The sequence below is a fragment of the Cyanobium sp. Cruz-8D1 genome, from assembly GCF_024345975.1.
GTDB lineage: Bacteria > Cyanobacteriota > Cyanobacteriia > PCC-6307 > Cyanobiaceae > Cyanobium.
The window spans coordinates 81,005-93,912 of the sequence record NZ_JAGQCD010000006.1; the positions used below are offsets into that span (position 1 = coordinate 81,005).

General features: G+C 68.7%; 9 protein-coding genes. 7 read left to right on the forward strand and 2 right to left on the reverse strand.

What is annotated here, in order from left to right:
* Nucleotide 1: 1 nt before the first annotated feature.
* Entirely contained in the window at nucleotides 2-463 is a 462-nt protein-coding gene (locus tag KBZ33_RS05730; RefSeq protein ID WP_254951254.1) for a TM2 domain-containing protein, read from the reverse strand.
* A gap of 143 nt (nucleotides 464-606) precedes the next feature.
* Between KBZ33_RS05730 and thrS the strand changes: the two genes are divergently transcribed.
* From thrS to KBZ33_RS05755, 5 genes are all read left to right on the forward strand, one after another.
* On the forward strand, nucleotides 607-2,454 hold the full coding sequence (gene thrS / locus KBZ33_RS05735) for a threonine--tRNA ligase (RefSeq protein ID WP_396108025.1): 1,848 nt from the start codon (nucleotides 607-609) through the stop codon (nucleotides 2,452-2,454).
* Nucleotides 2,451-3,482, forward strand: coding sequence for a glucokinase (gene glk / locus KBZ33_RS05740; protein ID WP_254951252.1), 1,032 nt, complete (start codon nucleotides 2,451-2,453; stop codon nucleotides 3,480-3,482). Before thrS ends, glk begins: the two co-directional genes overlap by 4 nt.
* A 53-nt stretch (nucleotides 3,483-3,535) precedes the next feature.
* Nucleotides 3,536-4,510, forward strand: coding sequence for a homoserine kinase (gene thrB / locus KBZ33_RS05745; RefSeq protein ID WP_254951251.1), 975 nt, complete (start codon nucleotides 3,536-3,538; stop codon nucleotides 4,508-4,510).
* 112 nt (nucleotides 4,511-4,622) lie between these two features.
* On the forward strand, nucleotides 4,623-6,218 hold the full coding sequence (locus KBZ33_RS05750; RefSeq protein WP_254951249.1) for an NAD(P)H-quinone oxidoreductase subunit 4: 1,596 nt from the start codon (nucleotides 4,623-4,625) through the stop codon (nucleotides 6,216-6,218).
* Nucleotides 6,219-6,279: 61 nt separating this feature from the next.
* Nucleotides 6,280-8,394, forward strand: a complete 2,115-nt coding sequence (locus KBZ33_RS05755; RefSeq protein ID WP_254951247.1) for a M3 family metallopeptidase — start codon at nucleotides 6,280-6,282, stop codon at nucleotides 8,392-8,394.
* Between the two features lie 63 nt (nucleotides 8,395-8,457).
* Here KBZ33_RS05755 and KBZ33_RS05760 read toward each other — a convergent pair whose 3' ends face one another.
* Complete coding sequence (locus tag KBZ33_RS05760) at nucleotides 8,458-8,970, reverse strand: MFS transporter (protein ID WP_254951246.1); 513 nt, start codon at nucleotides 8,968-8,970, stop codon at nucleotides 8,458-8,460.
* A gap of 498 nt (nucleotides 8,971-9,468) precedes the next feature.
* On the opposite strand from KBZ33_RS05760, the gene KBZ33_RS05765 reads away from it, so the two are divergent.
* Together KBZ33_RS05765 and KBZ33_RS05770 are read left to right on the forward strand one after the other, a co-directional pair.
* Entirely contained in the window at nucleotides 9,469-10,716 is a 1,248-nt protein-coding gene (locus tag KBZ33_RS05765) for an NAD(P)/FAD-dependent oxidoreductase (RefSeq protein ID WP_254951244.1), read from the forward strand.
* Nucleotides 10,713-12,905 carry an FAD-dependent oxidoreductase gene (locus KBZ33_RS05770; protein WP_254951242.1) on the forward strand — a complete coding sequence of 731 codons (2,193 nt, stop codon included), beginning with the start codon at nucleotides 10,713-10,715 and terminating at the stop codon, nucleotides 12,903-12,905. The genes KBZ33_RS05765 and KBZ33_RS05770 overlap by 4 nt, the downstream gene beginning before the upstream one ends.
* Nucleotides 12,906-12,908: the final 3 nt, after the last annotated feature.

Genomic DNA, 12,908 nt, shown 5'->3' on the forward strand with positions numbered 1-12,908 from the left:
TTCAGGGTTCCCGGTACACCACACGGCCCCGTTCGTCGTTGCCCACATCGAGCAGGTGGTTGAGCAGCAGACGCTCAACCTCGGCGCTGACCACGCTGCTGTTGGCCTGGGCAGGAAGCTGGAGATCCAGCAACGCGTCGTTGAGGGTGAAGCCAGCCTTGCCGGCCCGTCGGGCGAGCTGCAGCAATTGCCGTTCGATCGGCGGGTAGGACGCCGTATCGCTGTCCGCCAGGGCCTCCTCCAGCAGCAGGGACTGATTGGCCTGCCGCACCATGTCGGGCACCAGCACCAGGTCCAGCAGCTGGCCGATGCCGCAGAGCCCGAAGGTGAGCAGCCAGAGCGTGCCGCTCAGGGGCTTGCGGTTGTAGAAGCGCTGCAGGCCGCACAGCCCCACCAGGCAGGTGCACCACAGCAGATAGCTGAGCGCCACGCTGCGCCGCTCGGACGCAGGGTTGAGCGCCAACCCCGCGGGACGGCTGGGGACTGGCCGCTGTTGTGGGCTCTGGACGGGTCCTGGCGTGGGTCGGGCAGCCATCAGGGTGCTCAGCACATCCAACTTAGGGCCGCTGCCGAGCCTCGATACCATGCCTTGAACAGGTGCCCTCCATGCCGTCCGCGTCCCCTTCGCCAGTGCCACCGGCCTCCAGCCCCACCCCCTCCAGCGGCGGAGCTTCCGATGGCGCCGCCATGGTGCTGCCGAAAACGAGTCAAAGCCCCCAGCTGCTGCGGATTCGCCACTCGATGAGCCATGTGCTCGCCATGGCGGTGCAGAAGCTCTTCCCCCGGGCCCAGGTCACCATCGGTCCCTGGACCGAGAGCGGCTTTTACTACGACTTCGACAACCCGGAGCCCTTCACCGAGGCTGATCTGAAGGCGATCCAGAAGGAGATGGGCAAGATCATCGCCCGCAAGCTGCCCCTGGAGCGCATCGAGGTGAGCAGGGAGGAGGCGGAGCGCCGCATCCGGGCCCAGAACGAGCCCTACAAGCTGGAGATCCTGGCCGGTCTGACCGAGCCGATCACCCTCTACACCCTGGGGGACCAATGGTGGGACCTCTGCGCCGGTCCGCATGTGGCCCACACCGGCGAGCTCCACCCCAAGGCCTTCGCCCTCGAGAGCGTGGCCGGGGCCTACTGGCGCGGCGACGAGAAACGCGCCCAGCTGCAGCGCATCTATGGCACCGCCTGGGAGACCCCGGACCAGCTGGCGGAACATAAGCGGCGCAAGGAGGAGGCCCTGCGCCGCGACCACCGGCGCCTCGGCACCGACCTGGACCTCTTCTCGATCGAGGAGGAGGCGGGTGCCGGCCTGGTGTTCTGGCACCCCCGCGGCGCCCGCATGCGGCTGCTGATCGAGGACTTCTGGCGGGCGGCCCACTTCGAGGACGGCTACGAGCTGCTGTACACCCCCCACGTGGCCGACCTCAACCTCTGGAAGACCTCGGGTCACCTCGATTTCTACAGCGAGAGCATGTTCGGGCCGATGGTGGTGGATGAGCGGCAGTACCAGCTCAAGCCGATGAACTGCCCCTTCCATGTGCTCACCTACGCCAGCCGGTTGCGTTCCTACCGGGAGCTGCCGATCCGCTGGGCCGAACTCGGCACGGTGTACCGCTACGAACGACCAGGGGTGATGCATGGGTTGATGCGGGTGCGCGGCTTCACCCAGGACGACGCCCACGTGTTCTGCCTGCCGGAGCAGATCTCCGATGAGATCCTGCGGGTTCTCAACCTCACCGAGCGCATCCTCTCCACCTTCGACTTCCGCAGCTACGAGATCCATCTCTCCACCCGTCCGGAGAAGTCGATCGGCGAGGACGCCGTCTGGGAGCTGGCCACCGCCGGCCTGGTCGAGGCCCTGGAGCGCAAGGGCTGGGCCTACAAGGTGGACGAGGGGGGCGGCGCCTTCTATGGCCCCAAGATCGATCTCAAGATCGAGGACGCCATCGGCCGGATGTGGCAGTGCTCGACCATCCAGCTCGACTTCAACCTGCCGGAGCGCTTCGATCTCCACTACGTGGCGGCCGATGGCAGCCGCTCGCGGCCGATCATGATCCACCGCGCCATCTTCGGCTCCCTGGAGCGTTTCTTCGGCGTGATGGTGGAGAACTACGCCGGTGATTTCCCCTTCTGGCTCGCCCCCGAGCAGGTGCGGCTGCTGCCGGTCACCGACGACGCCCTCCCCTGGGCCGAAGAGCTCAAGGGTCAGCTGGTGGCCGCCGGCATCCGCGCCGGCATCGACCACAGCGGCGATCGGCTCGGCAAGCTGATCCGCAACGGCGAGCAGATGAAGATCCCCGTGCTGGGGGTGATTGGTGCCCGGGAAGCCGAAACCCGCAGCGTCAGCCTGCGCAGTCGCCGCCAGGGGGATCTGGGCAGCGTCGAGGCTGAGGCCCTGGTGTCCGCCGCTTCGGCCGCGAATGCCAGCCGGCTGGCCACCCTGGCCCTGGCATGAGCCTCCTGCTGGCGGGCGACATCGGCGGTACCAAGACCCTGCTGAGCCTCTGGCACTCGGGCGCGGACCGGCTCGAGCTGCTGCTGGAGGAGCGGTTCGTCTCGGCGGCCTGGGACGACCTGGCCCCGATGGTGCGCCACTTCCTGGCCGGCGCCGGAGCGGTGGCCGAAACGCCACCGGCGGCCGCCTGTTTTGCCGTGGCCGGACCGGTGCAGGGGGGGCAGGCCCAGCTCACCAACCTCCCCTGGCGGCTCGATGCCGAGGCCCTGGCCCGCGGGTGCGGTCTGCCGGCGGTGGAGCTGGTCAACGACTTCGCCGTGCTGATCTACGGCCTGCCCCATCTCCAGCCTGGCCAGGTGGCGCCGGTGCGTGATGGTCGCCGCGACCCGCAGGCGCCGCTGCTGGTGCTGGGGGCCGGCACCGGCCTTGGGGTGGCCATGGGCCTGCCCAGCGCCACTGGTCTGCGGGCCATCCCCAGCGAAGCGGCCCACGGGGAATTCGCCCCCCGCAGCCAGCAGGAATGGGAGCTGAAGCAGTGGCTCCAAGCCGATCTGTCCCTCGCGCGGGTCTCGATCGAGCGGGTGGTCAGTGGCACCGGCCTGGGCCATGTGGCCCGTTGGCTCCTGCGTTGCCGCCACCCCGATGGCGACCATCCCCTCAGCGCGCACGCCCGGCTCTGGAGCGCGGCCGATGATGGGCCTGCCCAGTCCGACCTACCCGCCGAGGTGGCGATGGCCGCCGCCGCCGGCGACCGTCTGGCGGCCGACGCCCTGGACCTGTGGCTCGGAGCCTACGGCAGCGTCTGCGGCGATCTGGCCCTGGCCGCCCTGAGCCGGGGCGGGGTCTGGCTGGCCGGCGGCACGGCCGCCAAGCTGCTCGACGGCCTGCGCTCGAGCACCTTCCTGGAGCCCTTTCTGAACAAGGGGCGCCTGCGCTCCACCCTGGAGCCCGTGCCAATCACCGCCGTGGTGGATCCGGCGGTGGGGAGCTTCAGCGCCGCCTGCCGCGCCCGGATGCTGCTGGGCTGAGGCCAGCACACCACAGGGTCGGCTGCAACACTGAGCCCAACGACAGGTCACGTATGGTTCAGCCCCAGATTGGCCAGGGGGTGGTAGTGGAGGTTCCGGCCACCACCGCCAACATCGGCCCAGGATTCGATTGCCTCGGCGCCGCCCTGGCCCTCGGCAACCGCTTCGAGCTGCGCGTGATCGAGGGGGGCGGTGAGCGCTTCGAGCTGATCATCGAGGGCCCGGAGGGGGCCCATCTGCGCGGCGGCCCCGACAACCTCGTCTACCGCTCCGCCCAGCGGGTCTGGCGCGAGGTGGGGCTGGAGGCGGTGGCCCTGGAGGCGCGGGTGCAGCTGGCGGTTCCCCCCGCCCGGGGTCTGGGCAGCAGCGCCACCGCCATCGTGGCGGGTCTGATCGGCGCCAATGCCCTGATGGGGGAACCACTCAGCCGGGAAAAGCTGCTGGAGCTGGCCATCGACATCGAAGGCCATCCCGACAACGTGGTCCCGTCCCTGCTGGGGGGCCTGTGCCTGACGGCGCGGGCCGCCTCCCACCGCTGGCGGGTGGTGCGCTGCGAATGGAACCCGCTGGTGAAGGCGGTGGTGGCGATTCCCACGATCCGGCTGAGCACCAGCGAGGCCCGCCGCGCCATGCCGCGCAGCATCCCGATCAGCGATGCGGTGATGAATCTGGGGGCCCTCACCCTGCTGCTGCAGGGGCTGCGCACCGGCAATGGTGACCTGATCGCCGATGGCATGCACGACCGCATTCACGAGCCCTATCGCTGGGGGCTGATCCAGGGGGGCCGGGCCGTGCGGGAGGCGGCCCTGGAGACCGGGGCCTGGGGCTGCGTGATCAGCGGCGCCGGCCCCAGCCTGCTGGCCCTGGCTCCTGCCGATCGGGCCGAGGCGGTGGGGCAGGCCATGACCGGCGCCTGGCAGGGGGAGGGGGTGAGCAGCCACAGCGCCGTGCTCGGACTCCAGGAGGGCGGCAGCACCTGGGCACCCCTGGTCGAGGCCAGCCGCCCACAGGTCATCGCTGCCGACTAGAAGAGCGCTCCAATGGGTACAACTACCCAGTTGATAAGCTCTGCGCCCAAGGGAGGCCTGCCACTGAGGTCGAGTCCCCCGTCATACTTCCTGCCTGGAGCACCGCACAGTGATGGACGCCAGCCTGCCGCTTTCGCTCGCGTCCTCTACGTTTCCCGCCGGACTCTCTGAAGGTGCCGGATTTCCCTGGCTCAGCCTCATCGTGCTGCTGCCGGCCACGGCAGCCCTGGTGATGCCCCTGCTGCCTGGCGACGGCAGCGACCCCCGCCTGCCCCGCACCGTGGCCCTCGGGGTGCTTGGCGTGGATTTCGCCCTGATCCTGTGGGTGTTCGCCCGTCATTTCGATGGCGGTCTCAGCGAGCTTCAGCTGGTGGAACGGGTGTCCTGGGTGCCGGCCCTCGGCCTGGAATGGTCCCTGGCCGCCGATGGGCTCTCGGCCCCCCTGGTGGTCCTCAGCGGGCTGGTCACCCTGCTCTCGGTGGCGGCCAGCTGGAACATCCGCCTCAAGACACGCCTCTATTTCGGCCTGCTCCTGGTTCAGGCCACGGCCCAGAGCCTGGTGTTCCTCTCCCAGGATTTCCTGTTGTTCTTCCTGGCCTGGGAGCTCGAACTGGTGCCGGTGTATCTGTTGATCGCCATCTGGGGCGGCAAGCAACGCCAGTACGCCGCCACCAAGTTCATCCTCTACACGGCCACGGCCTCCCTGCTGATCCTGATCAGCGGCCTGGCCCTGGCCCTCTCCGGCGACAGCTTCACCCTCAACCTCAGCGAGCTGGCGGCCCGCTCCCCGGGCGGCACCTTCGGCCTGCTCTGTTATCTGGGTTTCCTGGTGGGCTTCGGCGTGAAGTTACCGATGTTCCCGTTGCACACCTGGTTGCCTGACGCCCATGGCGAAGCCAACGCGCCGGTGTCGATGCTGCTGGCGGGGGTGCTGCTCAAGATGGGCGGCTATGCCCTGCTGCGCTTCAACGTGCAGATGCTCCCCGAGGTGCACCTGAGGCTGGCGCCGGCCCTTATCGTGCTGGGGATCATCAACATCATCTACGGCGCCCTCAACGCCTTCGCCCAGGACAACGTCAAGCGCCGCATTGCCTGCAGTTCGGTGAGCCACATGGGCTTCGTGCTTCTGGGGATCGGCGCCATTGATGCCCTCGGCATGAGCGGCGCCATGCTGCAGATGATCAGCCATGGGCTGATCGCCGCGGCGATGTTCTTTGTCACCGGCGTCTTTTACGAGCGCACCGAGACCCTTTCGATCCCCAACATGGGTGGTCTGGCCAAGGTGCTGCCGATCACCTTCGCCTTCTTCCTGGCCAGCTCCCTGGCCTCCCTGGCCCTGCCGGGGATGAGTGGCTTCATCAGCGAGATCACCGTGTTTCTTGGGGTCACCTCCTACGAGGGCTTCACGGTCGGCTTCCGCGTCATCGCCATCGTCCTGGCTGCCATCGGCCTGGTGCTCACCCCTGTGTACCTGCTCTCCTTGTGCAGGCGGGTCTTCTTCGGTCCCCGGATTCCGGCCCTGGCGGTGGTGGGCGATATGAAGCCCCGGGAGCTGCTGATCGGCCTCAGCCTGCTGGTGCCCACCCTGGTGATCGGTTTCTGGCCGCGGGTGGCGATCGACCTTTATGAGGCCAGCACCAATGGTCTGGCCGCCGAGCTGGCCAGCCAGGGGGCCGTGGCCATGGGACGGTTGGCCGCCCTCGGCTGACCCGCACCCCTGCGCCGGGGTGGGCTGAAATGGGATCTTCCACCGCAGCGGCCGCCCGGCGATGACCAGCACCCTCCAGAGCCCCCCTGCCCTGCTGGCCGGAGAGGGACTGCCCCACTTCGAGGCCATCACCCCGGATCAGGTGCGGGCCCACATCCCCGAGCTACTGACTGGCCTTGGGGCGGAGCTGGATCGGGTCGAGGCGGATCTGACTGAGGCGGCGGCGGCCGCAAGACCCCTCAGCTGGGCCGAAGTGATGGATCCCCTGCACCGCCTGGGCGAACGGCTGCGCTGGAGCTGGGGGGTGGTGAGCCACCTCAACGGCGTTTGCAATAGCACTGAACTGCGGGAGGCCCACGCCAGCCAGCAGGCGGCGGTGGTGGCCTTCGGCAACCGTGCCGGCCAGAGCCGGGTGCTCTACGAGGCCCTGCGCCGCCTCCAGGGCCAGGGGGGGCTGGATGCCACCCAGGAGCGCATCCTCACGGCGGAACTGCGGGACATGGAGCTGAGGGGCGTCGGCCTGGAGGGCGCCGCCCAGGAGGCCTTCAACGCTGCCAGCCAGGCGCTGGCGGAGCTGGCCACCGGCTTCGGCAACCGGGTGCTGGATGCCACCAACAGCTGGACCCTCAGGCTCACGGATCCCGCCGAGGTGCTGGGCCTGCCCGAGAGCCTCAGGGAGCAGCTGGCCCAGGCCGCCCGCGATGCCGGCGATGGCCAGGCCACGGCCGCTGCGGGGCCCTGGCTGCTCGGGCTCGACATGCCCCGCTTCGGCCCGTTCCTGAAGTACAGCCGCCGCCGAGACCTGCGGGAGATTGCCTACAAGGCCCACGTCAGCCGCGCCTCGGGCGAATCCGATGGCAACTGGCCCGCGATCGAGCGGATTCTCAGCCTGCGCCGTGAGCAGGCCCACCAGCTCGGCCATGGCTCCTGGGCCGAGGTGAGCCTGGCTTCGAAGATGGCCGGTTCGGTGGCCGAGGTGGAGGCCCTGCTGGAGGACCTGCGCACCGCCGCCTACCCGGTGGCCCTGCTGGAACTGGAGGCGTTGCGCGCCTGTGCGGCTCGGGAGGGGGCGGCCGAGGCGGCGGATCTCAAGCCCTGGGACGTCAGCTTCTGGGCGGAAGTGCGGCGCCAGGAGGCGTTCGATCTCGACAGCGAGGCCCTGCGGCCCTGGTTCCCCCTGCCCCGGGTGCTTGAGGGCCTGTTCGGCCTCTGCGACCGCCTGTTCGGCCTCCACATCCACCCCGCCGATGGCGAGGCGCCCGTCTGGCATCCGGATGTGCGTTTCTTCCGCGTCGATGACGCCAGCAGCGGCCAGCCCCTGGCGGCCTTCTATCTGGACCCCTACAGCCGGCCGGGCAGCAAGCGCGGTGGCGCCTGGATGGATGAGTGCCTGGCGCGCTCCGTGGACGGGACGGGCGCGCCCGTCCTGCCCGTGGCCTACCTGGTCTGCAACCAGAGCCCACCGGTGGGTGACACCCCCAGCCTGATGACTTTCGAGGAGGTGGAGACCCTGTTCCACGAATTCGGCCACGGCCTCCAGCACATGCTCACCACGGTGGAGCGTCCCCAGGCGGCCGGCATCAACAACGTGGAATGGGATGCGGTGGAGCTGCCAAGCCAGTTCATGGAGAACTGGTGCTACGACCACGCCACCTTGATGGGCATGGCCCGCCACTGGCAGAGCGGTGAACCGTTGCCGGAGGCGGAGTTCGCCAAGCTCCGGGCCGCCCGCACCTTCATGGGCGGTGCCGCCACCCTGCGCCAGGTGCACTTCGCCCTCACCGACCTGCGCCTCCATAGCCAGTGGACCCCGGAATGCGGCCAGACGCCGGAACAGCTGCGCCGCGAGATCGCCGCCACCACCACCGTGCTGGAGCCGATCGAAGAAGATGCCTTTCTCTGCTCCTTCGGCCACATCTTTGCCGGCGGCTATTCCGCCGGCTACTACTCCTACAAGTGGGCCGAGGTGCTCAGCGCCGATGCCTTCAGCGCCTTCGAAGAGGTGGGCCTGGAGAATGAGGCGGCGATCCAGGCCACCGGCCGCCGCTTCCGCGAGACGGTGCTCAGCCTCGGCGGCAGCCGCCACCCCGGCGAGGTGTTTGAAACCTTCCGGGGCCGGGCCCCCAGCCCGGAGGCCCTGATCCGGCACTCGGGGCTGGGGGCCACTGGCGGCTGAGGGGTGGGATCTTCAGTCCGCTGGTGGCCGCCACGGCTGGATGAATGCCGATCGCACTCAACCCTACGAGCGTACCAATGACGTAGCAGATCCATAGGCCATAGAAGGATCTGTTCCTGAAGAGGCTTGTCGGATGATGGGGAGCTGAAGCGACCGCCGGCTGGGCAAGGACTGGCTGGGGTTGCCAGGTCTTGTCTTGGGTGGCAGCTTCATGGTGAAGGACAGGGCCACGATGATCACCATCATGGCGCTGCCAAGAAGGCGCAGGGTGGGCCTCACCGTATAGGCCTCGATGAGGTGGTTGGCGAGGGGGGCGGTGATCAGTGGGGAGAGCCCAAAGCCAATGATCGTCAGTCCAACGGCCAACCCTTTCTTATCAGGAAACCATCCGGAGACCACCAGAATCGGAACCCCATAGACAATGCCAATCCCTGGCCCTCCAATGATTCCGTAGCTGACAACAAGCTCTCCCACCTGGGTGGCAAAGCTTGAAAGAATGTAGCCCAGGCCAACGATGATGCCGCCGACCGCTGTCGTCAGGCGGATTCCGAGGCGGGACAGATAAAAGCCAGTCAAGGGCTTCAGCGCCGCTTAGAACACCAGCACGACAGTGAACGGCATCAGGCTTTGCGTCGCGCCCATCCCCAGCGCCTGCTCCAATGGGGTTCTGAAGAGGCTCCAGGACTACACACTGCCCAGACAGAGCAGGATCACCATGCCCAGGGGAATCAGGAGCCATCGCCCTTGGCTGGCCGGCCGTCCCAGGAGCCTGACCTGGCGCCCAGACTGAATCGTCAGGTTCATCGGGGTCCTGGAAGAGCGTGGGCAGAGCGGCTGATCGGGCTGCTTGTGCTGTTGCTCCACAAGTGACGTCTATCCCGTGTTCAGAGGACGATTGAGGGGCTTCGTAACACTTTCAGGCCGCTTGGATCAAGGCTAAAGCGTTTCTGTTCGTCCATCCCCAGCGACCTGGCTCGAATTGTCGGGATCCACACGAATCTGTGCAGCCTCAGTTAGTATTAAACGGGCTGATCCATTTCCAGTGAGTCCTTCGTCCTTTGCCGGAGACACGTGATGGCAGCCCAGCGAATTCTGATCGTGGGCGGTGGCTTCGCCGGACTCTGGAGTGCCCTTTCGGCTGCCCGGCAGCTGGACCAGCTGGGCATCGGCCAGGACAGCATCGAAGTGTTGCTCATCAACCGCGACGCTTTCCATGGCATTCGTGTGCGCAATTACGAGCCCGACCTCACACCACTCAGGGTCCCCCTGGCGGCGGTGCTGGCTCCCGCCGGTGTCCGCTGGCTGGTGGGGGAGGTCGGCCCCATCGATCTGGCCGCCCGGACCGTCACGGTGCTGGCGGAGTCTGGCCCCCAGATCCTTGCCTATGACCGGCTGGTCTTCGCCCTGGGCAGCCAGCTGCTGCGGCCCAAGGTCCCGGGCCTGGCAGAGCACGGCTTCGATGTCGACACCTATGGCGGCGCCTTCCGGCTCGCGCAGCACCTGGAGGCCTTGGCGCAGCACCCCGAAGCACCCGGCCAGTTCACGGCCGTGGTGGTGGGGGCCGGTCTGACCGGGATTGAGGCCGCCTGCGAGCTGCCGGCACGGCTGCGGGCCGTTCAGGAGCGCGCCGGCCTGGCCCAGCCGCTGCGGGTTGTCCTGGTGGATCACAACCCCACAGTGGGCTCCGACATGGGTGATGCGGCGCGGCCGGTGATTGAGCAGGCCCTGGCGGCCCTCGGGGTGGAGGTGTCCCTCGGCGTGCGGGTGGACGGCCTCGATGGCTCCTCGATCCGCTTCGATTCCGGTGAGGTCCTGGCCTCGTCAACGGTGGTCTGGTGTGCCGGAATGCGGGCCAGCCCGCTCACCGCTGGCTGTGGGGTGGCCACCGATGGCCTCGGTCGCCTTCCGGTCGATGCCTTCCTGCGGGTCGAGGGGCTCAGGGATGTGTTCGCCGCAGGCGACAGCGCCAATCTGGCGCTGGGTGATGGCCACACCTCGGTCATGTCCTGTCAGCACGGCCGGCCCATGGGCCGGTTTGCCGGGCACAACGCGGTCTGCGATCTGCTGGGCCTGCCGCTGTTGCCGCTGCGGATCGATTGGTACACCACCATCCTCGATCTGGGTCCCTGGGGGGCCCTTTACACCGAAGGTTGGGAGCGTCATGTCGTCGCCACCGGGGAAACGGCCAAACGCACCAAGCGGCTGATCAACGGCGAGCGCATCGTCCCGCCCATGAGCGGCGACCGCGGCGAGATCCTCGCGGCCGCGGCACCGGTGATCCAGCGTCCACCGCCGATCGTGCCCCAGGGGAGCCAGCCATGAGCTCCCCAGCCCAGGCGGCCCCCCCCGGCGCACCCGTGACACGCCTCCTGTTGATCGCCCTGTTGGTGGTTGGGGTGACCCTGTTTTTCAGCCAGGGCTGGTATCGCCAGCTGGATCTCGCTGCGCTGCAGGCCTCCCGTAGCCAGCTCGTGGCCTGGCGCCAGGCGGCCCCGCTGGCCACCGCTGCCGGGTATCTGCTGGTGTACGTGCTGGTCACGGGCCTCTCCCTGCCGGGCGCCACCGTGCTCACCCTGGCGGGGGGCGCCGTCTTCGGCCTGCTCCAGGGCACGCTGCTGGTGTCGCTCGGCTCCACCCTCGGCGCCACGGCGGCCTGCCTGCTGGCCCGCACCCTGTTGCGGGAGCCCGTGCGCCGCCGCTTCGGCTCCCGTCTGGGGCCGATCGAGGCGGGTGTCCGGAGTGACGGTGCCAGCTACTTGCTCAGTCTGCGGCTGGTGCCGGTGGTTCCGTTCGTTCTGGTGAATCTGCTGATGGGACTCACCCCCATGCGGCTGCTGCCCTTTGCCTTCGTTTCCCAGCTGGGCATGCTGCCGGCCACCCTGGTGTACGTGAATGCCGGCACCCAGCTGGGCCAGCTCACGAGCCTGACGGGTCTCCTCTCGCCGGCCCTGCTCGGTTCCTTCGCCCTGTTGGGCCTGCTGCCCTGGATCGTCAAGCTGCTGCTGGGCCGCTGGCGGCTCTGGCGGCTCTACCGCCCCTGGAGCCGGCCCCGTGTTTTTGATCGCAACCTGATCGTGATCGGCGCCGGCGCGGCCGGCCTGGTCACCGCCTACATCGCCGCCACCGTGCGGGCGAAGGTGACCCTGATCGAGCGGGCCCGCATGGGCGGGGACTGCCTCAACACCGGCTGTGTGCCCAGTAAGGCCCTGATCAGCAGCGCCCGCCTCGCCGCGCGCCTACGCCATGCCGACCGCTATGGCCTCAGCCCCCAGGAGCTCCAGGTGGATCTGCGCCGGGTGCTGGAGAGGGTGCGGCAGAAGGTGGCGGCCATTGCCCCCCACGACAGCGTCGAGCGCTACACCGCCCTGGGCGTGGATGTGCGCCTCGGCCAGGCCCGTCTGGTGAGCCCCTGGCAGGTGGCGATCACCGCCGCTGATGGCACCGAAACCGTGCTGTCGGCCCGCGCCATCGTTCTGGCCACCGGGGCCGCCCCGGTGATCCCTGCGCTGGCCGGCATCGACACGGTGCGTGCGCTTACCAGCGAGACCCTCTGGGACGCGCTGGCCGAGCACCGCTCCCCCCGGCCCAGCCTGGTGGTGCTGGGCGGCGGGCCGATCGGCTGCGAATTGGCCCAGGCCCTGGCCCAGCTGGGCCTGCCCGTGACCTTGCTGCAGCGCAACGCCCGGCTCCTGCCGCGGGAAGATCCCGAGGTGGGGGCGCTGCTGCGCGAGGTGCTGGAGCGCGACGGCGTGCGGGTGCACACCGGATGCCGCGTGGAGCGCGTCGAGCCCACGGCCGAGGGCGGCGTGCAGGTTCACTTCCAGGATTGCGGTGGCGGCACCTGCGTCGAGGCCGACGAGCTGCTCTGTGCCGTGGGCCGCCAGGCCCGGTTGGAGGGCCATGGTCTGCAGGCCCTGGGCATCCCCACCGGCCGCACCATCGACACCAGCCCCCATCTTCAGACCCTCTACCCCAACATCTATGCCGCCGGGGATGCGGCCGGCCCCTGGCAGTTCACCCACACGGCCGCCCATCAGGCCTGGTACGCGGCCGTCAACGGTCTGTTTGATCCGGTGCGCTTCGCCGTCGATGGCCGCGTCATTCCGCGCACCACCTTCACCGACCCGGAGGTGGCCCGGGTGGGGCTGAACGAATCCGAGGCAATGGAGCAGGGGGTGGCCTTCGAGGTCACCCGCTTTGCCCTGGCCGAGCTGGATCGGGCCATCGTCGAATCGGCCGAAACCGGCTTCGTCAAGGTGCTCACTGTGCCTGGCAAGGACAGGATTCTGGGCGTCACGATCGTGGCGGAGCAGGCCGGGGAGCTGCTGGCTGAATTCGTGCTGGCGATGCAATGGAACCTGGGCCTGGGCAAGGTGATGGGGGCGATCCACGCCTATCCCACCCTGGCGGAAGCCAACAAGTACGCCGCCGGTGCCTGGAAGAAAGCCCATGCCCCCCAGCGCACCCTGGCCCTACTGGAACGGTTTCATACCTGGCGTCGGGGCGGCTGAGGC